Here is a 25,068-nt window from a genome sequence, read left to right on the forward strand (position 1 = left end):
AACAGAATTTCCCGAATTATCAAGTGGGATGTACATTAACTGATTCTTCTATTATGAACATATGTTAAACATCTCAATAATTCTTGTTTTATTTAATAATATTTCGAAAAAGAAATCTGATCGTCTATAACTTTCATTAACAATGTTAAGGGGAACCAACTTTTATGAACTATAGATCTGTATTTGATATCATCGGTCCTATTACAATTGGAACATCCAATACTTTTGGGACAGACGCTGTAAAAATAGGATACATTATCCGAAAGCTATTTTCACATGAACCAGACAGAATTGATATTTCTTTATATGGAGGATTTAAAAAGACGAATCATCATTTTGGTGCAGATGTAGCAATTATTGGTGGGATTTTAGGTTTCAAAATAGATGATTCACTAATTATTAATGCACTTACAATCGCAAAAGAACGAGGAATTACAATTAATTGTATAGAAGAGGTTGCAAAACCAGTACATTCTCATACAGCAAAAATTTGCTTATATAAAGGTAAAGATAAAATTGAAATGATTGCTTGCTCTCTCAGAGGGGGAAGAGTAAAAATCATTGAAGTTAATGGTTTTGAACTAAAATTATGCAAGACAAACCCTGCTCTTCTTATTATGAATAATAATCACTTTAGCACGATTTCCTCTGTAATCGCTATCTTATCAAGATGTAAAATCACTATTAATAAAGTAAGAATTTCACGAAAAGAAACCGGGAAATTATCTATATTAATAATTGAAACTGAGAAATCAGTAGTTCCAGAATTAATTGGGGAAATTAAAAAATTATCAGGAATTCATCAAGCATTGATTTTAGATTAAAATCTCCCATTTACCTGGGACGATCATAAAATTATCTCTATCTATATTTCAATCATGTGAACGGGTAAATACTATAAATCAGAATACCTTAAACATATTAGATGGAATTCCAATATGTTTAAGATATTTATTAAATCGAGAAAGGGCACTCAATTGAGTGTCTTTTTTTAACAGGATTCAGGTTCATATAAGCCATATAACTGTCCATTTCTTATAACAGTCCCTTTTAAATAATGTTTTATACCATTCTTTATTACTACCATAGGCATGTCATCTTTGTGTTTATACGGTCAAGAATATTTCTGGAATACATGTAATATTCAATACGTCATCAAAGGGACATTTTCAATTTGTATGTCGCGTGAAGGAATTCGAAAAATGTTACATCGGATGAATTTCTCCTATACAAAGGCTACTTATGTATTAAAAAAAGTAAATAAAGAAAAGCAAATTCAGTTTCAAAAGCAATTAGATATGATAAAAAAACTAATCGATGAAAATACCGTACTTTTATATCAAAATGAATGCCACTTTAGAGGGAGTCAAACTGTACATGCTACATGGTTTGCAAAAGGAAAACAAAAGAAAATTGCAGTGTTAGGAAAACGTATTACAGCGTCTTTATTCGGTACAATTGATGTAATCACTGGTAAATTTATTTGTACAAAAGCAGATACATGTAATGCCGAAACGTTTCAGCAATTCTTAAACTATGTATTAAAAGAATATGAAAATAAGCACGTTGTGCTTGTGTTAGATAACGCAAGATATCATCATGCCAAAATATTGAAATCTTTTTACGAAAAAATAACCGCCATTTAACTTTACTATTTTACCTCCATATCCCCCAAACTTAAATATGATTGAACGTGTATGGAAGATAATGAAAGAAAATGTGTTAGCAAATTGTTATCATGAAACGATGGAGCATTTGCTGGATTCAATCTATCAATTTACAGAATCTATTAATAAAATTCCTGAGACGATCCTTAGTCGTATTCAACGGGCAGATATGTCGATTTTTTAAAGAGGACATATATATATAATAGAGAAAATAGAATCCACATTAGAAAAATCTCATTTTTAGCTTCCTTCATTTGTTTGAACATAATCGTAAACATCTCCTTTAATTTTCTACTAGTAAAGAACTAGGGAATTAATAAAAATCCCTTACAGCGGACATTATATTGATAGTTATGATATATTCTAAGGGTTTTTGATAAATTGGAATATATGATTTTAGGGATAAAAAAACATCTTGCTACCATAATCTTAATTGTGTAATATATAAGTATATTGTTATTTTATTTGATTCCGTTTATTCCCACACCTTTTTTGTGTTGTGGTTGAGTTGTAGAAGCAAGTTGCGTCTTGTTTCATTTGTGAAAGGGCTTCTTTGAGCCGATTAGTGTATATATAGCTTGTTTTGCTATGCACATTTTTAATCGACTTGAAGAAGCCCTTTTTGTGTTGTTTTCAAGTAGGCGGGGTTATTTATGATTCATAAAATAACAAATTAAACAGTAGAGGAGATAAAAAAATGAAAAAAGATTGTAGACACTTAAGACTAGTACCAACTTAAGACTAGTACCAACAGTAGAGGAACATAAAACACGAATGGAAAATAACCAGAAGTCATATGCTACACCAGCAATGTCATCTGAATCCAGAGCACGATTAAATCAAATGAGAGGATGTTTTGAAGCTGAAATTATATTGCCAGATGGTAAATTTCATGTTTTAAACCAGACACTCTTAATGAAAAAGTGGCCATTCAAGAACTAGCTTTATACATTGAAGGCATACAGGAAGCGAAAGAAGGCTATGTTATCTTATGGCGCTTTGTCGGGCAACAAAGTTTTTACCATGGTACAAAGATTGTAGCTGAACCGAAGTTTCGTAAATTCATGCGTAAGATGAAAGATTATTTTTTCGATTATGTAGAAGTGGTTTATGAAACTGAAAAATAAGAAGGATAGAGGGATATAGATATGAAAAAAGATAACATTTGGACAGTATTAGATGATCCAAAAGAGCAGGAAACAAAAGAGCAATCCCAAGAGCCGGATGATATTTTTGCTGGTATGGATGAGCTAACGGAGATTACAGATGAAGAACTACCATTTTAAACAAGGCGAGGTAGTTTATAGAGGGTAAAAGGAAGAACTAAGTGATGTATATACTTAGATCTTCCTTTTTTTATTGTAAATGATGGACAATTCGAGTTCGATTTATTTGGTTAAATGAGAGGAGAAAATCATGTTTACAATACTTCTTATCGCACTAATTTGCTATATGTGTTTTGTTGTTTACAAAACAAGAAAAAATATGTTGATAGAAGAAAAGAAAAAAGAAAAAGGATCAGAACCGGTGGAACGACCTGTTTATTGGTGTCCGAGAAAAAATAGACCCATTGGCAGGGAACAAGAACGCATTACTGTTCCAACGAAAGAAATCACCTTAGAAAAAGATGTAGCAAATATATATGATTTAGTTGCTTCGTCGATTCAAATGAATTTAGGTGAAGAAGAAAAAACGTTAGAACAGGACAAGGAAGTTGCAAAAGAAGTGGAGTATGCTGAAGATTTTCACCATGCTCCTGCTTCTGAAGCAGTATACGATATCCTTTTTCCTAGCGATGAGGATATACCAGAGGAATTATTAGAATATGAGGAGACATTTCTCGAACTAGAACAGTTGCCGATCCCACTAGAAACAGAGCATATCGTTCCTATTCAACAAGGAGTATCAGGGGTAGATGATATGAATTTGGTAAAGTGGACTGTAAAAGTAATAGGACGAGAACAAGGACTGACACGCGTACTTAATATGTCTGATAATAAGCGTTATTGGATACATACAGAGGGAGAGATATTACCAGAAAATAAACTAATGTATATAGAATTAGAGGTCGATTCACCTTATTCCTATACATTAGTTGGGTGGAGTGATAGACAACTAGGGAGTATATAAATCTATTTCCTAGTTGGTATTTTCTTAGTTATATAGCATTAAACACACTAGGTTCTCACTCATTTGTACAAGGACAAAATTTTTTTGTTTTTGTACAAATGAGTGGGACAGAACGATTCACCATATAAGGATATTCGACTATAATGAGAAATTGTACATCATTGTAATATTAAAATATTCTAAGGTTAAAGTGATTATTAATCTTAAAATATGCGATTTGAGAACTCGTTGTAATATTACAATGCTTCATATACATGAGATTGTATTTAAGATTATTATATTAAAATTACTGGAGGCTGATGAAATATGATAATAGATCATATGAGCAACAATGTAGTGGAAAAATTAGAACAGACGGTGCGCTACGAAAAGAAACAAGTAAAGGTATTGCGTGTAAGTAAAAGTAGTTCAAATATACACGCTTACATGATTTTCCCGGAATTCTCAGAGGTTAAAATTTCAAATACCGAACTAGATGAGTATATAGAAAACCTATCAATAAGCGTGAAATATGTCATTGATCGCAAGTTGAGTCAACAAGAAATTGAAAAACAAAATCATTCTTTCATTATGACGTGTGCAGTTGAGGAAGATGGTGTGATAGATGATGAAACTCTTCATTTTAATACGACTTATGTCAAACCACCAACGATTGCAAATAAAGTATTTAAGTTAGTGTGTGGATTAGGAAATCGTTTAGATAGCTTAAAAGAGTTATATATTACAGTATTAAATAATAATATTAATCGAATTGAAATTGAATTTTATAATGAAAATGAAACATACATGGCAGTAGAGAAGGAAGAAATCGCGAATGCAATTATGGGAGCATATACAAAAGCAAATATCTATTACTCAGCAGATCTCTATTATGTTGCAGAAGGAAATCAAATCAAATTAAAGAGCGTTAAACCAAAATTAGCGGGTGATGTGTGATGAAACAAGAAAAAGGGATGATAGGAGTCTTATGTACGCTTGTTTTGATGGTTTTACTTCTTATCCCCTTACAAGCAGCTCATGCATCTGTAAAAGTGGACTTTAATGAATTAAAAGGGAATGATGTTTCGTCATCCTTTAAAGAGGGATTAAACAATCGAACCAAAACACCAGAGAAGGATGATTCATTCGGTTCATCATTAATACAAAAAATTGAGGGTATGTATGCACCTGCCTTTAAAGTAGGGGTAAATATCTTTTCTATCTCTTTTGTATTAGGCGTTATTGTCATGGTTATGGCATTAATTACGAAGAATGGTCAATGGATGAAGTGGGCGACAGGGAGTATGATTTTTTCATTCGTTAGTATGATGGCGATGAGACTAAGTGTGTACTTCTTATTCAGTTCCGATGTAGTTTCGTTTATGAACATCTTTACGGATTTTTTAGACCTGTTTAAATCAACAGCACTTATTTTTACACCATTTATGTTAATTGCAGGTATTCGTTTACGAAAAATTCATGAGAGTACGAAACAACCTGAGTATTATCGTTGGTCCAATCGTGTCATAACGGGATCTTGTTTACTTTGTATGTTAGCCGTACTCGCTCCATGGCTATTTGCGAATATGTAAAGAAATACATATAAGAGGAATGAAAAAGGTACTGAATCTATATTCAGTACCTTTTATCTACCCATATGATTTCTTCGTTCGTATTCTTCAAATACTTCCGGTGATATAGGGGATAATATGCCACTTAGATATACAGCTGTAAATAAAAAGTATTGTTCATCTTTTGTTTGAACTGTAAGAGTGCCGTGTTCCTCGTTATTGGGGATAATTCGTTCAATTTTCAGTTTTTTTTGTCGCAAATAATTGCCTTGATTTTATAGACGTTATGTATTGGTAATCTTTCGATATACAGACAACTACGCTCTAACAGATAGAAAATGAGTGCCATTTGTAGAATGAACACAATTTGTAGTAGAGCTGGTATGCCTGCAAAACAGACAAGGAAAATAGAAACTAAAATAATATTTAACTTCGAAAACCATTTCTCGTATTGCTTCATAGAAAGAATACTTTTTTTCGTTTGAAAGACTTGGAATCTTGTTATGAGGAACAGGATCGTAAAGATTCCTTCATAAATAAGCCAAGTATGCCATTCCGACTTAGAAAGATCTAGTACTAAGTATATGATGCCGGTAAAGATAAGGATTGGTACCAGATGTACCAGGCTAAATAATATCGTATGTTCTAACATTCTTTTCTTGTAGATGTGATTAGTAATTGAATCCAAGTTTCTTAACTCCTTCTGCAATTTTCATGATGACACCACCAATAAGTAGATGGTATTCGCCTATTCCTTTTTCGTTTACATACCAGCACATATAGTGCCTAATACCTTCTTTTGCTCCATGATCATGTAAAGGGAAAGGAGATGCGTATTTTTCAGATGACATATTATTATCACCGAAAGGAACCTGTCCTGCAAGAGCAAAACGTTTCTTTGCATCGTTTACAATCCAACAACCATAATCTGCTGTTCCATACCATAATGCTTCTTTATGAATCGGATCAATAGAAGGCTGTGCTGGATAATTTTCAGCTAGTATTTGTGCTTTTTCTTCACGAAGTTGTTGATGAATATGTGAATTCAATGGATCTTCCGTTCCGATTTCATAGGTTTCCTCAAAATCCCCACACTCATAAGGGATAAGGGGATTATTTGAATCAGCTGCTAATTGTAGACTGCAAGAATCCGATTTTGAAAGATAGTATACACAGTCTTTGCAGGTGAAAAGGTTTGAAAAAGCTGAATCTGTTTCTTGTTCTGTTACCGTATTATCTACTACAAGTTTTAACATGTCTATCACAATCCTTTTTAGGCTAGTTCGTAAATTAATATAGACGTATCATATCATGCTTATAATTAAATGTAAATATTTTCCATTTAAAAATACCCTAATTTATTTTGAAAGGAATGTTTGTTTTGAAAAGAAATCGAGAATATATTGTTTTGCGAAATTCTATTTTAATAGGTTGGCTGCTTACAATTATCGTTATAGGTCTATCTATCTATTTTTCTTCTATTGTGTATTTACTAATTGGATGTTTCATTCTGTCGCTTAAATATGGATTAATGGGTACCGTAAAGAATGTGGAAAAGCGTTTACCTACCTGGGCTAATTTTGGCGTCATTGAAAAGCCAGTGAATCGAAGGGTGACAAGACCCTTTCAATTTCGGGGTGGGCTTATTGCTTCATTAGCATTGGGATTTGTAGAGATGGTGATAAAAGGCCTATGTATCTCATATTTTATTTTAGGATTAGAAACTCATGTGTATCGTTTAATGCGCAGAAACGCAAGAGTGTGAAAGGGAGGCTTATATTATGAAAGTATTAATATTTGAATTAGTTCTCATTGCGATTCTGATTCCGTTGAATATCATTGTAAAAAGACATGTACCAAAATGGAAAGGAAAAGCCGGAGAAAAAATGGTGAAACGCATCTTAAGCAAATTAGAACCCGAAAGTTATTATGTGTTACATGATGTGACAGTTAATACTGAGTATGGTGATACAACGCAAATTGACCATATTGTAATAGCGGAAACAGGTGTATTCATTATTGAAACAAAAAATTATGAAGGTTGGATCTATGGGAGCGAGAAAGCGGCAAGATGGACACAAGGTATTTTTAGAAAAAAACACTCCTTCCAAAATCCGTTTAGACAAAACTATAAACATATTAAAGCGGTTGAATGGATTATGGAGCAGCAGCTGCCGTACATATCCATTGCAACATTCCATCCAAAATGTAGCCTGAAAAGGGTAGACGTTCATTCTAAAGCTAAACACGTCTTATATTATAACAATCTGAAGAAATGCATTGAATCTTATACTGACGTTCAATTAACAAAAGAAGAGGTCCAGTGTATCTATCAAACTATATTGCGGGCAAATATTACTGATAAGGATATTGAAAAGAAACATTTGAAATATTTACATAATAAGTTCGCTAAACAATAAGAAAATGAGGAAAGAGACATGTTATATATAATAGGGTTTGTCGTAATATCTGTAATAGCTATTCGCCTTAACATGAAGTATTACAAACTAAAAGGAAACTCAGAAGATTTAATAATGAAGAAAAATGATTAGAGGTTTTCTTAAATAATGTTTTAAAGTCCATTTCAATTGAAATGGACTTTAGTATTCGCGCATGGTTATTATAAATCATTTTTATTTTTGTTTTGATAATGTCTTAGAATGGTACCTTTATATATGGTGACCTCCATAAGGTGCCCTCCTCCGACTTGAACCAATTTACTGGATATTAAGTAAACACGTCCTATAAAACAGAATCATTTATTTTTAACAGATTGTTAGTGTACAAATACAAGAGAATCGAGATCGTTTGTTTGGCTAGATTAAAGCAACGCCACATCTATATGGTTGAGATGTGTTACGCCTTCTAATCGGAGAATCTGCTTTATAGAACGTGTCCACAATTTATATTTTATTACATGTAATATTTATTTAGTGTAATTATTACGAATATGTATAATTACATAAAGTTTATGAGAAAAAGAGAGTATACTTTGGTATTGTGTAATAAAGATAAGGCCCACCTACGGAAATAGGTGGGCTTTTTAACGCATAAAGAAAAGACACTCATATAAGAGTGTCTTTTCCGATAGTTTTTTTAGCAGAAGCAAGAAGCTCCAACGATGATTAATAAAATAAATAATACAACTAATAAAGCAAAGCCTCCAGCAAAGCCGCCGCCGCCACAACTACCGCAACTACCACCAAATCCCATTTTAATCTCTCCTTTGAGTAGGAGGGGAAAATTAAGGTCATTCATGTATTTTAACGGGTTCACTTTACCTTATGTTTTTACGGATTAATTGAGCAGGTCCTTTTGAAAATAAAGAAAAGACACCCTAAGGCGCCTTCCTCCGACTTGAACCACTTTAATTTTAATAATATGTATTGGACTCCCATCCAAATAATATTTTACCACGTTAAGTTATTCTGTTCATTGAGAAATATGATTCAAATCTATATTTGGGGTTAATAGTTTTTATATCGAAAATAGTGGATGGATTATCCTGTATGTCAATCGATATGCTAAATTTCATATCGAAAAAAGTAGAATTTGTTAACGTTTTCAAAATAAGGAATATTCTTATAAATTGCTGCTAATATCAAACTTGTACTTATTATAAAACAAGGGGATGTTTATATGTTTAAAAAAGTTACATTAGGGATATCATCATTAGCGGTGGCAGCGGTAGTTGGGTTAGGAATGGCATCGGAGGCATCAGCAGGACCAGCAGCACCTCTAACTTCTTTAAGTGTAGTAAAAGTGGAATCACAATTGGGTGGAGTTGAATACATTACTCCTAATAGTTTTAGTACAACTAAAGATCATGGGGGAAGTTACTTATATGTTTACACAAAAGAAATAGGATATGGCCAGTTTCCTTTTGCCAAAATGAATGGATTTGATGTAAAAAGTATTGGTTCACAAATAATTGGTGGTAATCCTATTGTAGGTTGGGAATATAAATGGGACGCATCAAATCATCAAGAAGGGACTTTTGAATATCAAAAGACTTCAATAAATTATCCAGGAGATACGTGGCGCACTTCGTTATATATTAAATAATCAGTTTTATATATTCGTAGCATGAAAAAAAGAAAGGAATGAAGTATCCTCCTCGTAGTAAACGACTCAGCGGTATTAATGTATATATGACAAGCACCCCTACAGATATTGTCCCGATGGGACAGGTACATGACTGGTATTCTTTGCGTTGGCAAATCGAAATTTTATTTAAAACGTGGAAGTCATTCTTTCAAATTCATCATTGTAAAAAGATAAAACCAGAACGATTAGAGTGCCATTTATATGGTCAATTGATTGCCATTCTACTCTGTTCTTCTATCATGTGTTTCAAATGCGCCAATTGCTCCTCATGAAGAAAAAACGAGAGCTTAGTGAGTATAAAGCCATATATATGATTAAAGACTATTTTCTTCTTCTATTCCAAACTATACAGAAAAACACCCAAGAGCTATCAAAGGTGTTACTTCGTCTGTTTAATCTTCTACAGCAAAACGGACGGAAATCTCATCGATATGAGAAAAAAACGGTCTGATATATTAGGTGTTGTTTACAATTGTACCATGTCTGATAATCAAGCCGCTTAATTCAAAAAAGTGAAACCCGTTAGGGTTTATTTCGTATGCAAATCTTTCAATCACCTACACTTGCCCTTTAGAAAAAAGAAACAATCTCGCCTAAAATTGACTTTGCATAAGCTTAGCTTGATAGAAGTAACGGGGGAACTTTAATATAATAAGAATTAAAGATAGTTTAAAGGGCCAAAAATTAAATATATTAAAGGTGGAAAATGAAATGGAAAGAAAGTACCGATTATATCAAATTGATTCATTTACGAAGAAAAAATTATCAGGTAATCCGGCTGGTGTAATAACAAATGCAGATGGTTTATCCTCGGGTGAGATGCAGAGGATTGCTAGAGAGCTTAACAATTCGGAAACGGCATTTATCTTTAAATCAGACAATAGCGAATCTGATGTACATATTCGTTTTTTTACGCCTACTCATGAGGTCCCTATCTGTGGACATGCGACGATTGCTGCCCACTATGCTCGTGCAGTTGAAAATAGTTTAAATACAGTTAAAGTTTATCATAAAACTGGTGCCGGCATTTTACCAGTCGATGTGATTAATGAAGATAATGATTACAAAATTATTATGACGCAGGGTAGTATAAGTTTTGAAACTGTGATTGAAGGTGTAGCTTTAGAGAATATATTTACAGCTTTCAATATTAGTGAAAATGATTTATTAGAAGATTGTCCAGTACAAATCGTTTCAACCGGGCATTCTAAGGTGATGATTGGAATTAAAAATTCGGAACTTCTTAACCAATTAAACCCTAATATGGATTTACTCACAAAAGTCAGTGGATTAATTAATTGCAATGGTTTCTATGTGTTTACGATGAATGCTCCCGACTCTGATATTTTAATTCATGGAAGAATGTTTGCTCCTGCAATTGGTATTAACGAAGACCCTGTTACAGGTAATGCGAACGGTCCTTTAGGCGCATACTTGATACATCATAGACTTGTCAAACATGATAATACTTTATTTAGTTTTAAAGCAGTGCAGGGCGAAGCTATAAAACGGGAGGGTATCATTGATGTTCAAGTGAAAATTTGTAATCAGGAGCCAGAGGAAGTAAGAATTGCAGGAAATGCTGTAATCGTATTTAAGTCCGATTTATTACTTGATTAGCAATTCATATGCAAAGTTCGAATCGTAAATGGAGGTCTTTATTAATATGAATTTCAATCATTGTAAACTGTAAATCATAATAAAGTTATTTCTATGACGGGGAATTTGTGAAATAATACATTCAAACAAAAAGGTGCTTTTGTTAAATAGAATAAATAAGAAAAGTAAACACCCCCAAAACAAAAAAATGAGCTGACCTCTCAAAATAACTAACTGTAGAGAAAGAAAATTTTCATTTAGGGGGTACTTCAAAATCTTAGCTTGATAGCGATGGGGTACCGTCAGGAAAATGCGGATTTACAACGTTAAGGAAATTTCAATATTAAAAAGCCTAATTTCTCAGCATAAAAATGAAAAATTAGGCTTTTCATTGCTCCATTAAAGCGCCCTATTGTGGTATTAGTGCTCTTACAATGTAGTAATAATCGGTCCTTCCTTGGTAAGGATAATCGTATGTTCGTATTGAGCCACAAAGCTTTCATCGGTTAGGCAGGTCCATCCATCTTCGGATTGGAAAACTTCCTCTTCAAATGTAGAGATCATAGGCTCAAAGGCAATTACCATACCATCCTTTAAAATTTCGTCATCATAGTGAGAGAAGTAATTGAAAATGTGTTTTGGTTCTTCATGAATCGAACGCCCAACACCGTGTCCAGTAAGATTTTTTATGACTGTTAAGCCATGCTGTTTTGCTACATTGTGTGCAGCTTTTCCGAGCGCGCTTTTTTTTGAACCTGGCTTTGCCTTCTTAAGTCCAGCATCGAATGCTTCTTTAGCAACGTCACATATTTTCTGTAAAATTGTCTCTCCTTCCCCTACTACAAAGGAAATTCCGGTATCTGCGAAATATCCGTTTTTTGAACCTGAAACATCAATATTTACAATGTCCCCTTCTTGAATGGTCCGTCTCCCTGGAATCCCGTGCGCTACTTCTTCATTTATGCTAATGCACGTATATCCAGGAAAATCGTATTCACTTTTTGGGGCAGATTGAGCTCCTGCTTTTTCAAACATCTCTCTCGCAATTTCATCGAGTTCTTTTGTGGTAATTCCAGGTTTCGTACTATGGACTAATTCATCTCGAATCGCGCCACAAATTTCACCAATTACTTTTAATCCATTAAAATCCTCTTCAGTCTTTGCAACCATTGTATATCCTCCCTTTTTAAAGTATTTTATGATTAGTATACCATTTAGTTTCTAGCAGGAACGGGGTTTTCTTCAACAATCTGGCTCTTTAATGAGGGAAGAAAACACTATTTGTTCTTTTCCGATAGCTTTCTATATAATGAGGCTCTGGATACATTTGTAATTTAACAAATTTAACGTTGTTAAAAACAGGGGAATCGTCTTGAAAATGGGCTTAGCGTTGTAAATCCGCATTTTCCTGACGCTACCCCATCACTATCAAGCTAACAAAACAAAATACCCCCTAAAATGAAAAATACGCTATGCTTTCTGTAGAATCATAGGAAAGGATGGCGTTTTTGTATGTCTATTTCTGTATCTGATGAATTACAACTATTTGCTCAAGAAATTCAAAGCTTCTTATCCCCAAATATCTTACGAGATTTTGCTAGAGATGTTGGTTTTGTTCAACGAACCAGTAAGTACCAAGCAAAAGATTTAGTCGCTTTATGTGTATGGATGAATCAAAATGTCGCTACGACGTCTTTAACTCAGTTATCTAGCTGTTTAGAAGCATCGACAGAAGTGCTCATCAGTCCCGAGGGACTGAATCAACGATTTAATAAAGCAGCCGTCCAATTTTTACAACACACACTATCCGAACTACTAAACCAAAAATTGTCCTCATCTATACCGATTTCTTCTCCATATACTTCTGTTTTCAAGCGTATTCATATTTTAGATTCAACTGCATTTCAACTTCCAGATCTTTTTTCGTTTGTTTATCCAGGTGCAGGAGGATGCAGCCATACAGCGGGAGTAAAGATTCAGCTTGAGTATGATTTATTAAGTGGACAGTTCCTTCATATTCATACAGGTCCAGGTAAACAACATGATCGAACCTACGGTTCCCTGTGTGCCCCAACTGTAACAGCGAATGATTTATGTATCCGAGATTTAGGTTATTTCCATTTGAAAGATCTTCAACATATACAAGATAAAAAGGCTTATTATATCTCACGTATCAAATCGAATACACGTATGTATCAAAAAAATCCTAATCTTGATTATTTTCAAGATGGCAGAATCAAGAAAGCTACAGAGTATATCCAGATAGATATGGAGGTTTTAATGAACTCTCTTCAGCCAGGACAAACATATGAAATATCCAACGCTTATGTAGGAATGACGGATAAAGTCCCAACTCGTGTGATTATTCATCGACTAACAAAAGAACAAAAACGATTACAAGATCAAACTGTAAGAGAAAAAAAGAAAGGAATGAAGTATTCTGCTCGTAGTAAACGACTTAGCGGTATCAATGTATATATGACAAATACCCCTACAGATATTGTCCCGATGGGGCAGGTGCATGATTGGTATTCTTTACGTTGGCAAATCGAGATTTTATTTAAAACGTGGAAATCATTCTTTCATATTCATCATTGTAAAAAGATAAAATGAGAACGATTGGAATGCCATTTGTATGGAAAACTGAATGCCATTCTACTCTGTTCTTCTACCATGTTTCAAATGCGGCAATTACTTCTTATGAAAAAGAAACGAGAACTGAGTGAATATAAGGCCATATATATGATTAAAGATTACTTTCTTCTTCTTTTCCAAGCTATACAGAAAGACACCCAAGAGCTATCAAAGATTCTAATTCGCCTGTTCAACCTCCTACAGCAAAACGGGAGAAAATCTCATCGATATGAGAAGAAAACAGTCTTTGATATATTAGGTGTCGTTTACAATTGTACCATGTCTGATAATCAAGCGGCTTAATTCAAAAAAATGAAACCCGTTAGGGTTTATTTCGTATGCAAATCTTTAAATTCCTTACACATAACCTTTAGAAAAAAGAAACACTCTCTACTATAATTGACGTTGTATGAGCTTAGCTTGATAGCGATGTGGCGGTACCCCATAAAGAAAAAAGGAAAGCAAATAGCCTTCTTTAGAAATAATATGATGAACCAAACGGAATTGTTGAAAAACCAGTTGGATGTATAACATGGTGTATAACATGATGATGTATGACATGTGAAAAAAAGGGATCATGTATCATCACATGGTGAATTGCCTGCTGTGTCTCTTGTCCAGAGTGTAATGTAAGTGCGAATTGCCGTGCATCGTTAGAATATGAAATTCCCATAATAACTTATTTCTCTCCTTTCGTAGCTATCAGTTATGAACTTTTTACATGATATGAACTCTTTACATGTTATGTCTTTGTACATAACAAAGATCTTATGTTATTGAAAGTGTATTCATAAAAATATTTAGAAGTGGTTTCTAATATTAATTTTAAACTAAGGGAGCATTTCTTTATTAAGGGATGCCCTGTATTTTTTATCAATAGGCACAGTAACCATTTGAAGCCCAAGTCATATACTATGAAAAAGAATTTTCCCTTAATAATCTCATTAACGAGGGGTGTTATGATGGATAAACGAACTGTTAATCAAGTGGGTGGGAACGTGCCTCAACCTATCCGAAGTGATGGAGCTGGAGGGATTGACTCAGGCCCGCGTAATATTATGCGAGATATTCAAAATCCGAATATGCTCGTCCCACCTATTACAGATGCAGGATTAGTTCCTAACTTGAAATTCTCATTCTCAGACACTTCTATGACATTAAATCACGGGGGATGGTCACGGGAGATTACTGTTAGAGAACTTCCGGTTTCGACTACGATTGCTGGGGTAAATATGAGTTTAACGGCCGGAGGAGTACGTGAACTCCATTGGCATAAACAAGCAGAATGGGCATATATGCTTTTAGGAAAGGCACGCATAACAGCCGTTGACCAAGAAGGGAGAAATTTCATTGCTGACGTTGGGCCAGGTGATCTTTGGTACTTTCCACCTGGTATCCCGCATTCGATTCAAGGATTGGAGCATTGCGAATTTCTGCTTGTCTTCGATGATGGACATTTTTCTGATCTATCTACTTTATCTATTTCCGACTGGTTTGCACATACGCCAAAAGAAGTTCTATCGGCTAATTTCGGAGTGCCAGAAAGTGCTTTTAGCTCTATTCCTTCAGAGCAAATCTATATTTATCAAGGAGAGGTACCGGGTTCGCTTGAGAGTCAGGAAGTCCAGTCACCTGAAGGAGAAATTCCTTTAACCTTCAAGCACGAATTGTTAAAACAAACACCTATCAAGACCCCTGGTGGTAGCGTTCGAATTGTAGACTCTACAAACTTTCCCATCTCAAAAACAATCGCAGCCGCACTCGTTGAGATTGAACCAGGTGCAATGAGAGAACTTCATTGGCATCCCAATAACGACGAGTGGCAGTATTACCTTACCGGACAAGGGCGAATGACTGTATTTACTGGAAACGGTGCAGCACGTACATTTGATTATAGAGCCGGTGATGTCGGATATGTACCCTTTGCAACTGGACACTATATTCAAAACACCGGTACAGAAACATTATGGTTTTTAGAAATGTTCAAAAGCGACCGCTTTGAAGATGTGTCGCTGAACCAATGGATGGCACTGACTCCTAAAGAATTAGTTCAAAGCAACTTAAATGTTGGATCAGAATTGCTCGATTCTCTACGCAAGGAGAAATGGCCAGTTGTGAAATATCCCGGGTTTTCCTACTACCCAAAAAACAGGTAAATAAGAGTAGATTTGTTTATCCATATAGTTATGGAGCTGATTACTATGTACAAGACAATCTACGACCACTCAGCTGAGATTACACAAGCAGTTATAAAAGCAAGAGGGGAAGCAATTAATGGCGAAAAAGAATTGATAGAAACTTACCTAAGTGATGAAGCTGTTACCAACTTATATAAAAAAACATTTAGAGTTCTATCTAACCAATTAATTTTCTATGAGGTTGTCGTGGGGGAGAATTATTTCCTCCAACCATCGAAATATTGTCAATCAGGGGTCGTTTATTGAAATTCCTTAGATGCTTTTTAAAATTAGTTGAAAATTGCGTAAAATCATTTTAAAAAGTTTGTTCTTAAGGAGTCCTATAAGAATTATCTTGAAGGACCTTTCTTTATTAAACTTTTTGTGAAAATTTGAACTTAAACTAACGGGTGCTTTAATTGAGCAAGAAACCAAAATCTTTTAACTTCCGAGAACGGAAATTATGTAAATACGAAACCCCTTTAGCCAAGTAAACTGAAGGGTTTTTTTCTAGATACATTGAATACCGATAAGTGCAGTTATGTAATCTAGATGTGTATATGGGATATATTTTTGAGAACAAAATAAGAGTTAATCAGTCTTATAATTTAATCATAATTCAGTTGATTGTAATTATCATGTTGCGTTGGTTTGGAAAACCTTTTTAGTTTAAATTATAAGGAGTAAGGTGAAGATGGTTATAAGGAAAGGAAGGTAGAGTCAAGATGCTATTTAATATTCTAATTGCATTTGTGTTACCTTGGACTGTTGGAATTCTTCACCTTTACAAAAAAGAGAGAAGAATTATACCTCTGATCGGCTCATTTTTTTGTGTCGTTGCTTTTGTCGTAAATGAATTCGGCCTTTATTTTGGTTTTTGGAGGATTGCTCCTTTCCTTGATCAAAAAACCTTGTCTGCTTTACCCTTTAATATAGGACTTTATCCGATTTTGGCAAGTTACTTGATATTCTTTATAAAGAAAACCCAAAGACCTTACTTGATGGTCTTTTTCATATCCCTATTTACTACTCTTCTTGAAATGACATTAGTTTCAAGTGGGAAAGTCGTATATGGTAACGGCTGGAATATTATTTGGACATTTTTCTCCTATATCATCCCTTATATGTGGGTGTACTGGTATTACCTCTATTTAAGAAAGTTACAAGTCATGAGCTAAATCCTGAAGGCAACATAATAGAATTCGAATGTTTTTGATTGTCGATAACGAGATTTATGTGAACTAGTAGTATGCATCCTTACCTTGTTTATTTGCAGTTTTTTGAATGTATACTCTTGTTAGCGATTTTGGAGAAAATGAGTAATTTGCTATAAAATCAAGAAAACGAATGTAAACTAATGGTTAAACGTTTACATTTGGGTTTTTAAACTTTTACAACTAATTTTGTAATAAAATTCTCAAAATAGATGCAACTTCTATTTGTAGTTTTAATATTAAAAATTAACAAAAAATACAATGCAATATAAATAAGATAGTTTTTTCCGTTTTCGTTCTTGTTGCCTACATGCTTGATACTTTTTGGGTATTTTTTTGTATAGCTTCATAAACTAGGTATAGATGATCTTGAATCATATAAATCGCTTTATATTCACTTAATTCTTTTTGTTTTTTCTGTTGTAACAGTTATCTCATTTTGAACATAGTGGAAGAATGAAGAAAAATAGTAGCATCTAAAATACGTATACGTTGAAAATAGGACGTGTATTAGTCTGTCCAACATCAGAGAGAGTTCATCCACCGAGTGTTTGGACTTATAGCATAAAATACGATTCCGTTAGGAATCTACTATCATCCATGTTCTTCATATATTTGCACCAGAACCCTTTTTTCTGTGCTCATAATACTTTTCTAGGTTTCTAGATACATAGAATACGGATAAGTGGGGTTATGTTAACTTGATGGGCATGTATGGTAACTCCCAATAGCAATTCTCGTAGGCGCTGCCGTGATCGGTTTAGCGTCTTATTTGTTGTTAATGAAAATAGGTAAAGAAGATAGACTAGTAAACAAGCTGTTTTCTACTTTTAAACATAGAATATGATGAATCCTATTAAAATAAGGGGGGGACTTATATTCATGAGAGATGATTGTCGTTTCGAGAACTTCAGAGATTGTGATAGATTTTGGGATGATTTAATGTTCGGTAGACGCAGACATAGAGATTTTGATGACCGTCGTTGTAGACGTGACCGTGACTGCGATTGTGATGAATGTCGTCGCAGACGTAACAATGATCGTGACCGCGATTTTGATGACCGTCGGGATTGGTAAATCCCTTTGGAAGAGTGCTTTGAAGAAAAGCGCTCTTTTTTTTGTTCAAGAATTTTCTGGTCTTATTTGTTAAGGGAAGATAAGGATAAATAAAAAAAGAGAGCCGAAGCCCTCTTTTGGAATCGGTTAATTAAGAACAAATTGGAATTCCTAATGCTATTAAAGTCAATGCTACTTCAAGAGAAATCTCAAGTCTAGCAACTTCGATTCCAGCTACTGAGACAACTAAAAAAGGTTGGTCATTTACGAATAGAATACAGCTTGTCAGGTTCTGGTGCAAACATTTTTTGAAGATATAAAGAAGTGAAGAGATTCCTAACGGAATCCGCTTTTATGCTGAAATACCGAATAGTTGATGAATGAGGTTCACTTGATTTTGGACAGACTTCCCCCCTGAGAGGTTTGTCCTTTTTTCATCATATGCATGGCTTCAACACCTCTCAATATAGAAGTTGCTGTTTTAAATGACTTGAATCCCAACATAGAACGCACGCGTTTCTTAATAAAACGATGATCTTGTTCCACTATATTATTGAGAAATCTAACTTGCATATGTTTCTCTTCTTTTAACTCTTGAATCGCTACAGGGTAGGCAGGGTTCTTATCTACTGTTATCACACGAGTTTAGACACGTACGAAAAAGCCAAGGCTTTCTTGAAAAAGCGCTTGGCTGCTTGTTTATCTCTTGATTTACTTAGATAAAAATCAATGGTGTTCTCTTCGGAATCTACAGCACGATATAAATACATCCATTGACCCTTTACTTTGATATAGGTTTCATCGACCCTCCATGAGTCATTTGTTGATGTAAGATGATAGCGTACTTTCTCTTCTAATTGAGGTCCATATTGATGAACCCAGCGCATAATTATTGTGTGAGCGATTGATAACCCTCGTTCTTCCATCATTTCCACCAGGTTACGAAAGCTCAAATTGTACCGCAGGTACCATCTTACTGTTAATAAGATCAGTTCAGGCTGATAATGTTTCCACTTGAATAGGTTTTGCTTTTCCATACTGATCACATCCTTTTTAGAGTACTAGTATCAGTATGTCCAAGTTTAAGAGATTTTTTGCACCAGAACCCAAATTGTAAGCACATTAAAAGATTAATAGACAATCCTGTCTTTAGAGAGTATGAAAAGAACATCTGAAATTTTAAAATTTATTGAGGATGGTATAAAAGGCAGCGATAGGTACGGATTATAAACTTTGGCTAAAGATTCGAGAATACAATCAAATTAATCGCTACATTTCTTGGCCAAACCTCTTGTCAAGATTCTCCTATAAAAATAGTGGGAAATATAAAATCAGACGAATGTTGAACATGTTTTTTGGAATCTATTATTTTTTATCTATGTATTTCTTTTATCTGGGAATCATAAAAGGATATTACTATTACATTATAGTTTTTCATATACATAAAACTATTTCTCAATTAATTCCTAGAAAATATGTATAGTTACCCTCACTTCATATTAATATTTAATTAATCTGTATAAATATCAAGATAATTAACGAATAATGACTTTAATTCTCTTATGTATTCCTTCTCATTTATGTTGAGTTTCGTGAGTATCAGTTACTGTAATCTTCGAAAATTATTTTTATAAAATATCCTATGTTATAAAAATATAAAAAACATATCAGGTCAGACTTCTTTTGAAAAATATTTAAAAGTATTACGAAACTAAAAAAAAGAGTACGTTTGTTATGTAAATAAATTTTAAGGAGTGGTAATGTTGAAACGTTCACTAGGTTTATTATCAACTGCTGTTGTAACAGCATCAATGTTATTCGGTGTAAGTGGTCACAGTGCATATGCTGATTCACTTTCAGAAGAAAAAGATATGTATCAAGTAGCGGCAAAAGAATCAGCTGAATGTAAGAAACAAGGACAGTATAAAGTGTGTGAAACGCCAGAACAAGCAAAAAAATGGGGAGAAAAACAATACAATAAATGGAAACCAAACAAAAATGAACAGACTGTTTTAAATAGCTATACAAAATATGCTGGGAAATTTAATACACCACTTAGAGATAACAAAGGAGACATAACAAAGATTAAAAATCCAAACGACAAAAATAATATTCTAGCTTTAGACAGCGTATTAAATAGGGGGGAGATACCTGAGGACGTAATTTTATTCAGAGGAGATGACCCTATTGCATTTATGGATGACCCTAATAAATTAATAAAAAATGGCAAAATCGATAAAGAAGAATTTAATAAATTGAAAGAAAAATATAAAGGGAAATCTAAAACGGAATATGGATATATAAGTACTTCTTTGCTATCTAATACTCCAATAGTTAGCACAAAAGTTTTCCAAATAGAATTTAAAACATTAGCTGGAACACACGGAGGATATATAGAAAAACATAGTTCTTATCCAGGACAATATGAGTTTTTACTACCTAGAAATACAACTTATATTATAAGTAAAATGGAATTAAGTAATGATGAAAAGCATATAAAGATTGAGGCATTAGTAAAAAGGTAATAACAAAATCACCTTCGTATTATTCAAAGCTTTCTTCTAATATAAGTTTTGAAACTTATATAAATAGACAGTAACGTGACTTAAATTGATAGAATAGTATGAATATATAAGTTGACGGATGTACAGCAGCACTACATATCTTACGTTAACATGTTATGAAATTTGATAGAGTTGTTATATTGAAAGTACATTTGGTCTATTAGTGGCTGTTGTGATAGCGGGAACACATGAGAGTATATAAACTTACGTGGGTTATTATCCATGATAACTTGAATTTCTATTACAGGAACCATAACTTACATCATAAGTAAAATGGAATGGAAACATTAGTAGAGTAGTGTTCATAGGATCGTGTCTGTATTTAAAAATATTTTTTTAAGGAGCAGAAAAAATGAGCCGAAAAAAACAGATATTCACCGTTATATGTGCATTTGGGATAGGATTAGCAAGTTATACTAATTGTACTTCTGCAGAGGTTTTAGACAGTACTTCATTAAGAAATACTTCAACTATATCAAATTTTTCCCAAGTATCAGCTGTTGCTAAAGAGATGAAACCCTTTCCACAGCAAGTAAACTACTCTGGTGTTATTAAACCAAATCATGTTTCGCAAGAAAGTTTGAATACCTCAGTTATAAATTATTATAACAATTGGAAAAAGAAGTATCTAAAGAATGATCTTTCTTCACTACCAGGTGGCTACTATGTCAAAGGAGAGATTACTGGGAATGCGGATGGTTTTAAACCGTTAGGAACTTCAGAAGGCCAAGGTTATGGTATGATAATCACGGTCTTAATGGCAGGTTATGATTCAAACGCCCAAACTATTTATAATGGCTTATTTAAGACAGCGAGAGCTTTTAAAAGTTCCGAAAACCCAAATTTAATGGGTTGGGTTGTAGCCGATAGCAAAAAAGCGCAAGGGCATTTTGATTCTGCGACAGATGGGGATTTAGACATTGCTTACTCACTTCTTCTTGCTCATAAGCAATGGGGATCAAATGGCACAATCAACTATTTGAAAGAAGCTCAAAATATGATTACAAAAGGTATTAAGGCTAGTAATGTGACCAAAAATAATAGTTTGAATTTAGGTGATTGGGGTTCGAAAAGTACATTTGATACTAGACCTTCTGATTGGATGATGTCTCATTTAAGAGCGTTCTACGAATTTACAGGGGATAAAACTTGGCTTCATGTCGTTGACAATCTCTACAATACTTATACGCAGTTTACAAATAAATACTCGCCAACTACAGGATTGATTTCTGATTTTGTTGTAAAAAATCCACCACAACCTGCACCTAAAAACTTTTTAGATGAATCAAAACATACCGATGCATATTACTATAATGCGAGTCGTGTACCACTCCGAATTGTTATGGACTATGCAATGTATGGAGAAAAGAGAAGTAAGGTGATTTCTGAGAAGGTTACTACATGGATAAAAAATAAAACAAAGGGTAATCCATCTAAAATTGTAGACGGTTATAGCCTAGATGGAACAAATATTGGTGATTATCCAACAGCTGTATTCGTTTCACCATTTATTGCCGCTGGTACAACCAATAGTAACAATCAAGCTTGGGTGAATAGCGGTTGGGATTGGATGAAGAATAAGAAAGAAAGCTATTTCAGTGATAGTTATAATCTATTGACCATGTTATTTTTAACTGGGAATTGGTGGAAGCCAATTCCTGATGAAAAGAATATACAAAGCCCAATAAATTCAGAAGTTCAGTCTGAATTTAAGGAATAGCTTATAAAAAAACGTAGGACTACATACTCCTACGTTTTTTGTTCACACATTTTCTTGTTTATATGAGAGGGAGTACTCATCACTAACAACTTAGCATTTCTGATTCTGGTGCAAAAAATCTATCAAACTTGGACATTCTGATACTGGCATGCTAAAAAGGGCGTTATCAGTATGAATATGCACTATTTATTCAAATGGACACAAACAAATTTTTTTAATTGAAGATATTAATCCTAGAAATTCAGGGGAAACATTTTTGATTGTTGAACAAGAGATTCTTAGAAATAACAGAAAAGTATTGAAACGTTTTTATGGGTTCTGGTGCAAAAACTTTGAAGTATACGAAAATGGTCTATCAAACTTGGACATACTGATAGTACTACTCTATAAAAGGTACGTGATCAGTATGGAAAAGGAGAATATATTTAAGTGGAAACATTATCAACCGGACATCATCTTGTTAACTGTACGTTGGTACCTACGGTACAACTTAAGCTTTCGTGATTTGGTGGAAATGCTGGAGGAAAGAGGATTATCCATTGTTCACACAACGATTATGCGCTAGGTTCAATTAGAAGAGAAAGTATGATATCACCTTACATCAACAAATGACTCATGGGGAGTCGATGAAACCTATATTAAAGTAAAAGGGCAATGGACGTATTTATATCGTGCCGTTGGTTCAGAAGGGAATACCATTGATTTTTATCTAAGTAAATCAATGAATAAACAGGCAGCCAAGCGCTTTTTCGTACATTTCTAAACCTCACGTGATAACAGTAGATAAAAAACCCTGCCTATCCTGTAGCGATTCAAGAGTTGAAAAAAGAGAAATATATGCCTGAAGGCATATAACTAAGGCAAGTTAGATATCTCGATAATATAGTGGAACAAGATTATCATTTTATTAAGAAACGTGTGCGCTCTATGTTAGGGTTCAAGTCATTTAAAACAGCAGCCTCTATATTGAGTGGTGTTGAAGCCATGCATATGATAAAAAAGGACAGATTGATTTACGGAATCAGTATGTTCACAATCAAAAAGAATTCATCAATTATTTGGATTAACAGCGTAAAGAGCAATTCCGGTAGGAATCCTAATTGTTCCTTGAAATGTGTCCTATATTTGAAACAGAACCGGTTAAAATTAAGATGGTTCAAGTTGGAGGAAGGAACCTTATGGTGTCTTTTTAGTAGACAAAATTATATAATTTGTATTATATAAATAAACGGATAACAGAAAGGTAAGTGAATATTATAATTAATTTTGAACCATTTAATCCAACAATAAATGACATAGCGATCAAACTTGCTATGGTACTGTTTATACCATTATTCTTAGCATTGCTTGTCAAAGTCATACTTATGAAATTTATGAGAGAATCGCTTGCTGGCAGACTAGCATATCTATCTTGTCTATTTTTTATGTACTATGTATTTAAATTTGTTACAGAGTAGAAAGGCATCTTAGGGTGTCTTTTCTTTATAAATAAAAGTAACGTAGTATTTAAATCTATACGTTCACACAAGATTACATAGATTTAGTTCTGTAAATCTATAAAATTTTAGTTTGGATTTTCTTGTCCCAATCAAGTTCCAAAAATGAAAGTTTAGAGTTTCATGTCTTTGTACAACAACAGCTGTAGAAAGACATAAAAGTCTAAACTAAAATCTCATGAACAATCGTTGATAAATAGCCATTATCATAAATTTTGTAGGTACTTTCATGTCTCAATAACGGGACATGAAAGTCTAAACCTTTTGAACATAGGACAAGAAACTCCAAACTACTTAGCCAGTAATAATAAAATAAACTGAAAGTAAACTTTTACATAGAAGTTTTCTTATTAACCGACCAAAGTTATATTGTAAATGTTCATAGCATTGTATGTTGAATTTCAATTGTAAGTTCTAATGTAAACTTTTATTCAAAAGTTTACATTCATTTCCCCTAAAACATTGACTTTTATCTAATTCCATTGATATTATAAAAAAAGACAAAAAAGTATACATTCAAATCATTGAAAATAAAGGGATTGAAAAACAGATGGATAAAGAGCAACATTTAATTGATGTACAACCAATTCGGAGCATAGAACAGCTTAATGATATGAAATGGTCGCTCAAACGTCATTGTTCTGATCGTGATTACATTTTATTTCTAATTGGTATTAATACAGGGTTACGTGTAAGTGATTTACTTAAAATGGAAACAGGTGAAATTTTAAAACTGAAGCGAAAAAAACGGAAAGAATTTAAAGTAAAAGAAGGAAAGACAAAAAAGGAACGTATCATAAATATTACATCCATTTTTGATGAAGTATTGCCATATGCTGAAGAGCTAAAAAGTACCTGGCTATTTCCTTCTAGAAAAGGAGATAAACCCATTAGTAAAATTCAAGCCTATCGACAATTACAAAAAGCCGGAGATTTTGCCGGTGTAGAATCCATTGGTACTCACACCATGCGCAAAACCTTCGGCTATTGGTTCTATAAACAAACAAAGGATATCGCTATGCTTCAAGAAATATTGAATCATAGTACACCACAAATTACCCTAAGATACATCGGTATTAATAAAGAAGAGAAAGATAATGTGCTTGATACATTCCGAATCTAATTTTAATTTTTTCTTATAAAATAACGTGTTT

The 25,068-nt window shown here is 33.6% G+C and carries 24 protein-coding genes and 7 pseudogenes; 23 read left to right on the forward strand and 8 right to left on the reverse strand.

Annotated elements, in window-relative coordinates; all coding sequences use genetic code 11:
* Positions 1-164: 164 nt before the first annotated feature.
* From sdaAB to JFT95_RS26850, 8 genes and pseudogenes are all read left to right on the forward strand, one after another.
* Positions 165-824 carry an L-serine ammonia-lyase, iron-sulfur-dependent subunit beta gene (gene sdaAB / locus JFT95_RS26815; protein WP_201053734.1) on the forward strand — a complete coding sequence of 220 codons (660 nt, stop codon included), beginning with the start codon at positions 165-167 and terminating at the stop codon, positions 822-824.
* 267 nt (positions 825-1,091) lie between these two features.
* Positions 1,092-1,646, forward strand: a complete 555-nt coding sequence (locus JFT95_RS29920; protein WP_274606798.1) for an IS630 family transposase — start codon at positions 1,092-1,094, stop codon at positions 1,644-1,646.
* 7 nt (positions 1,647-1,653) lie between these two features.
* Positions 1,654-1,851, forward strand: coding sequence for a transposase (locus tag JFT95_RS29925; protein WP_286675266.1), 198 nt, complete (start codon positions 1,654-1,656; stop codon positions 1,849-1,851).
* 513 nt (positions 1,852-2,364) lie between these two features.
* Positions 2,365-2,794: pseudogene (locus JFT95_RS26830) on the forward strand (DUF6018 family natural product bioysynthesis protein).
* Positions 2,795-2,815: 21 nt separating this feature from the next.
* Positions 2,816-2,953, forward strand: coding sequence for a hypothetical protein (locus tag JFT95_RS26835; RefSeq protein WP_201053737.1), 138 nt, complete (start codon positions 2,816-2,818; stop codon positions 2,951-2,953).
* 130 nt (positions 2,954-3,083) lie between these two features.
* Positions 3,084-3,797, forward strand: a complete 714-nt coding sequence (locus JFT95_RS26840) for a transposase (RefSeq protein WP_201053739.1) — start codon at positions 3,084-3,086, stop codon at positions 3,795-3,797.
* A 306-nt stretch (positions 3,798-4,103) separates the two neighbouring features.
* A complete protein-coding gene (locus JFT95_RS26845) occupies positions 4,104-4,733 on the forward strand; it encodes a hypothetical protein (RefSeq protein ID WP_033707405.1) in 630 nt (209 codons plus the stop codon).
* Positions 4,733-5,368, forward strand: coding sequence for a hypothetical protein (locus JFT95_RS26850; RefSeq protein WP_002069133.1), 636 nt, complete (start codon positions 4,733-4,735; stop codon positions 5,366-5,368). Before JFT95_RS26845 ends, JFT95_RS26850 begins: the two co-directional genes overlap by 1 nt.
* A gap of 53 nt (positions 5,369-5,421) precedes the next feature.
* Here the strand turns inward: JFT95_RS26850 and JFT95_RS26855 are convergent.
* Both JFT95_RS26855 and JFT95_RS26860 read right to left on the reverse strand, forming a co-directional pair.
* Positions 5,422-6,035, reverse strand: a pseudogene (locus JFT95_RS26855) (hypothetical protein).
* Complete coding sequence (locus JFT95_RS26860) at positions 6,019-6,603, reverse strand: hypothetical protein (RefSeq protein WP_113937308.1); 585 nt, start codon at positions 6,601-6,603, stop codon at positions 6,019-6,021. The pseudogene JFT95_RS26855 and the gene JFT95_RS26860 overlap by 17 nt, the downstream one beginning before the upstream one ends.
* Before the next feature lie 125 nt (positions 6,604-6,728).
* Here JFT95_RS26860 and JFT95_RS26865 point away from each other — a divergent pair, with 125 nt between their 5' ends.
* Together JFT95_RS26865 and JFT95_RS26870 are read left to right on the forward strand one after the other, a co-directional pair.
* On the forward strand, positions 6,729-7,112 hold the full coding sequence (locus JFT95_RS26865) for a hypothetical protein (RefSeq protein WP_002204089.1): 384 nt from the start codon (positions 6,729-6,731) through the stop codon (positions 7,110-7,112).
* A 16-nt stretch (positions 7,113-7,128) separates the two neighbouring features.
* Positions 7,129-7,767 (forward strand): nuclease-related domain-containing protein, encoded by a 639-nt coding sequence (locus tag JFT95_RS26870; protein ID WP_002204088.1) that lies wholly within the window; start codon positions 7,129-7,131, stop codon positions 7,765-7,767.
* A 676-nt stretch (positions 7,768-8,443) separates the two neighbouring features.
* On the opposite strand, the gene JFT95_RS26875 is transcribed toward JFT95_RS26870, so the two are convergent.
* Positions 8,444-8,560 carry a YjcZ family sporulation protein gene (locus tag JFT95_RS26875; RefSeq protein WP_002069235.1) on the reverse strand — a complete coding sequence of 39 codons (117 nt, stop codon included), beginning with the start codon at positions 8,558-8,560 and terminating at the stop codon, positions 8,444-8,446.
* A gap of 426 nt (positions 8,561-8,986) precedes the next feature.
* Here JFT95_RS26875 and JFT95_RS26880 point away from each other — a divergent pair, with 426 nt between their 5' ends.
* The 3 genes and pseudogenes from JFT95_RS26880 to JFT95_RS26890 all read left to right on the forward strand — a co-directional run bounded on the left by JFT95_RS26880 (position 8,987) and on the right by JFT95_RS26890 (position 11,074).
* The gene (locus JFT95_RS26880; protein WP_201053740.1) at positions 8,987-9,412 is read left to right on the forward strand and encodes a DUF4879 domain-containing protein; all 426 of its coding nucleotides are present in this window, start codon (positions 8,987-8,989) and stop codon (positions 9,410-9,412) included.
* A gap of 23 nt (positions 9,413-9,435) precedes the next feature.
* Positions 9,436-9,957: pseudogene (locus tag JFT95_RS26885) on the forward strand (transposase); the annotation flags it as partial.
* A gap of 208 nt (positions 9,958-10,165) precedes the next feature.
* Entirely contained in the window at positions 10,166-11,074 is a 909-nt protein-coding gene (locus JFT95_RS26890) for a PhzF family isomerase (RefSeq protein ID WP_201053741.1), read from the forward strand.
* A 408-nt stretch (positions 11,075-11,482) separates the two neighbouring features.
* Here JFT95_RS26890 and map read toward each other — a convergent pair whose 3' ends face one another.
* Positions 11,483-12,223: a type I methionyl aminopeptidase gene (gene map / locus JFT95_RS26895; protein WP_002204084.1), complete on the reverse strand. Its 741-nt coding sequence runs from the start codon at positions 12,221-12,223 to the stop codon at positions 11,483-11,485.
* Positions 12,224-12,565: 342 nt separating this feature from the next.
* Between map and JFT95_RS26900 the strand changes: the two are divergent.
* Positions 12,566-13,990, forward strand: a pseudogene (locus JFT95_RS26900) (IS4 family transposase).
* Between the two features lie 172 nt (positions 13,991-14,162).
* Here JFT95_RS26900 and JFT95_RS26905 read toward each other — a convergent pair.
* Positions 14,163-14,360, reverse strand: a complete 198-nt coding sequence (locus JFT95_RS26905) for a hypothetical protein (protein ID WP_113937305.1) — start codon at positions 14,358-14,360, stop codon at positions 14,163-14,165.
* Positions 14,361-14,649: 289 nt separating this feature from the next.
* Here JFT95_RS26905 and JFT95_RS26910 point away from each other — a divergent pair, with 289 nt between their 5' ends.
* The 3 genes from JFT95_RS26910 to JFT95_RS26920 all read left to right on the forward strand — a co-directional run bounded on the left by JFT95_RS26910 (position 14,650) and on the right by JFT95_RS26920 (position 17,042).
* The gene (locus JFT95_RS26910) at positions 14,650-15,843 is read left to right on the forward strand and encodes an oxalate decarboxylase family bicupin (protein WP_016093805.1); all 1,194 of its coding nucleotides are present in this window, start codon (positions 14,650-14,652) and stop codon (positions 15,841-15,843) included.
* Between the two features lie 45 nt (positions 15,844-15,888).
* A complete protein-coding gene (locus JFT95_RS26915) occupies positions 15,889-16,131 on the forward strand; it encodes a hypothetical protein (RefSeq protein WP_113937304.1) in 243 nt (80 codons plus the stop codon).
* Positions 16,132-16,589: 458 nt separating this feature from the next.
* On the forward strand, positions 16,590-17,042 hold the full coding sequence (locus tag JFT95_RS26920) for a CBO0543 family protein (RefSeq protein ID WP_113937303.1): 453 nt from the start codon (positions 16,590-16,592) through the stop codon (positions 17,040-17,042).
* A 345-nt stretch (positions 17,043-17,387) separates the two neighbouring features.
* On the opposite strand, the pseudogene JFT95_RS26925 reads toward JFT95_RS26920, so the two are convergent.
* A pseudogene (locus tag JFT95_RS26925) lies at positions 17,388-17,546 on the reverse strand (IS4 family transposase); the annotation flags it as partial.
* Positions 17,547-17,960: 414 nt separating this feature from the next.
* On the opposite strand from JFT95_RS26925, the gene JFT95_RS26930 reads away from it, so the two are divergent.
* Positions 17,961-18,155: a hypothetical protein gene (locus JFT95_RS26930; protein ID WP_002204078.1), complete on the forward strand. Its 195-nt coding sequence runs from the start codon at positions 17,961-17,963 to the stop codon at positions 18,153-18,155.
* 130 nt (positions 18,156-18,285) lie between these two features.
* On the opposite strand, the gene JFT95_RS26935 is transcribed toward JFT95_RS26930, so the two are convergent.
* The gene (locus tag JFT95_RS26935; RefSeq protein WP_082179736.1) at positions 18,286-18,423 is read right to left on the reverse strand and encodes a DUF3956 family protein; all 138 of its coding nucleotides are present in this window, start codon (positions 18,421-18,423) and stop codon (positions 18,286-18,288) included.
* 63 nt (positions 18,424-18,486) lie between these two features.
* Positions 18,487-19,171: pseudogene (locus JFT95_RS26940) on the reverse strand (IS6 family transposase).
* 723 nt (positions 19,172-19,894) lie between these two features.
* Here JFT95_RS26940 and JFT95_RS26945 point away from each other — a divergent pair.
* The 5 genes and pseudogenes from JFT95_RS26945 to JFT95_RS26960 all read left to right on the forward strand — a co-directional run bounded on the left by JFT95_RS26945 (position 19,895) and on the right by JFT95_RS26960 (position 25,037).
* Positions 19,895-20,659, forward strand: a complete 765-nt coding sequence (locus tag JFT95_RS26945) for an ADP-ribosyltransferase (RefSeq protein ID WP_002204075.1) — start codon at positions 19,895-19,897, stop codon at positions 20,657-20,659.
* A 391-nt stretch (positions 20,660-21,050) separates the two neighbouring features.
* Positions 21,051-22,418: a family 8 glycosyl hydrolase gene (locus tag JFT95_RS26950; RefSeq protein ID WP_016093800.1), complete on the forward strand. Its 1,368-nt coding sequence runs from the start codon at positions 21,051-21,053 to the stop codon at positions 22,416-22,418.
* Between the two features lie 406 nt (positions 22,419-22,824).
* Positions 22,825-23,485, forward strand: a pseudogene (locus JFT95_RS26955) (IS6 family transposase).
* A gap of 180 nt (positions 23,486-23,665) precedes the next feature.
* The gene (locus tag JFT95_RS30045; RefSeq protein WP_113937301.1) at positions 23,666-23,875 is read left to right on the forward strand and encodes a hypothetical protein; all 210 of its coding nucleotides are present in this window, start codon (positions 23,666-23,668) and stop codon (positions 23,873-23,875) included.
* Positions 23,876-24,464: 589 nt separating this feature from the next.
* Entirely contained in the window at positions 24,465-25,037 is a 573-nt protein-coding gene (locus JFT95_RS26960; protein ID WP_201053742.1) for a tyrosine-type recombinase/integrase, read from the forward strand.
* Positions 25,038-25,068 lie beyond the last annotated feature (31 nt).

This window comes from Bacillus sp. TH17, assembly GCF_016651125.1.
Lineage (GTDB): Bacteria > Bacillota > Bacilli > Bacillales > Bacillaceae_G > Bacillus_A > Bacillus_A mycoides.

What these genes read in the sequence shown, in the direction of transcription:
- sdaAB (WP_201053734.1), top strand. Translation starts at nt 165, where the DNA reads ATGAACTATAGATCTGTATTTGATATCATCGGTCCTATTACAATTGGA.
- JFT95_RS29920 (WP_274606798.1), top strand. Translation starts at nt 1,092, where the DNA reads ATGTCATCTTTGTGTTTATACGGTCAAGAATATTTCTGGAATACATGT.
- JFT95_RS26835 (WP_201053737.1), top strand. Translation starts at nt 2,816, where the DNA reads ATGAAAAAAGATAACATTTGGACAGTATTAGATGATCCAAAAGAGCAG.
- JFT95_RS26840 (WP_201053739.1), top strand. Translation starts at nt 3,084, where the DNA reads ATGTTTACAATACTTCTTATCGCACTAATTTGCTATATGTGTTTTGTT.
- JFT95_RS26845 (WP_033707405.1), top strand. Translation starts at nt 4,104, where the DNA reads ATGATAATAGATCATATGAGCAACAATGTAGTGGAAAAATTAGAACAG.
- JFT95_RS26850 (WP_002069133.1), top strand. Translation starts at nt 4,733, where the DNA reads ATGAAACAAGAAAAAGGGATGATAGGAGTCTTATGTACGCTTGTTTTG.
- JFT95_RS26860 (WP_113937308.1), bottom strand. Translation starts at nt 6,603, where the DNA reads ATGTTAAAACTTGTAGTAGATAATACGGTAACAGAACAAGAAACAGAT.
- JFT95_RS26870 (WP_002204088.1), top strand. Translation starts at nt 7,129, where the DNA reads ATGAAAGTATTAATATTTGAATTAGTTCTCATTGCGATTCTGATTCCG.
- JFT95_RS26875 (WP_002069235.1), bottom strand. Translation starts at nt 8,560, where the DNA reads ATGGGATTTGGTGGTAGTTGCGGTAGTTGTGGCGGCGGCGGCTTTGCT.
- JFT95_RS26880 (WP_201053740.1), top strand. Translation starts at nt 8,987, where the DNA reads ATGTTTAAAAAAGTTACATTAGGGATATCATCATTAGCGGTGGCAGCG.
- JFT95_RS26890 (WP_201053741.1), top strand. Translation starts at nt 10,166, where the DNA reads ATGGAAAGAAAGTACCGATTATATCAAATTGATTCATTTACGAAGAAA.
- map (WP_002204084.1), bottom strand. Translation starts at nt 12,223, where the DNA reads ATGGTTGCAAAGACTGAAGAGGATTTTAATGGATTAAAAGTAATTGGT.
- JFT95_RS26905 (WP_113937305.1), bottom strand. Translation starts at nt 14,360, where the DNA reads ATGGGAATTTCATATTCTAACGATGCACGGCAATTCGCACTTACATTA.
- JFT95_RS26910 (WP_016093805.1), top strand. Translation starts at nt 14,650, where the DNA reads ATGGATAAACGAACTGTTAATCAAGTGGGTGGGAACGTGCCTCAACCT.
- JFT95_RS26915 (WP_113937304.1), top strand. Translation starts at nt 15,889, where the DNA reads ATGTACAAGACAATCTACGACCACTCAGCTGAGATTACACAAGCAGTT.
- JFT95_RS26920 (WP_113937303.1), top strand. Translation starts at nt 16,590, where the DNA reads ATGCTATTTAATATTCTAATTGCATTTGTGTTACCTTGGACTGTTGGA.
- JFT95_RS26930 (WP_002204078.1), top strand. Translation starts at nt 17,961, where the DNA reads ATGAGAGATGATTGTCGTTTCGAGAACTTCAGAGATTGTGATAGATTT.
- JFT95_RS26945 (WP_002204075.1), top strand. Translation starts at nt 19,895, where the DNA reads ATGTTGAAACGTTCACTAGGTTTATTATCAACTGCTGTTGTAACAGCA.
- JFT95_RS26950 (WP_016093800.1), top strand. Translation starts at nt 21,051, where the DNA reads ATGAGCCGAAAAAAACAGATATTCACCGTTATATGTGCATTTGGGATA.
- JFT95_RS26960 (WP_201053742.1), top strand. Translation starts at nt 24,465, where the DNA reads ATGGATAAAGAGCAACATTTAATTGATGTACAACCAATTCGGAGCATA.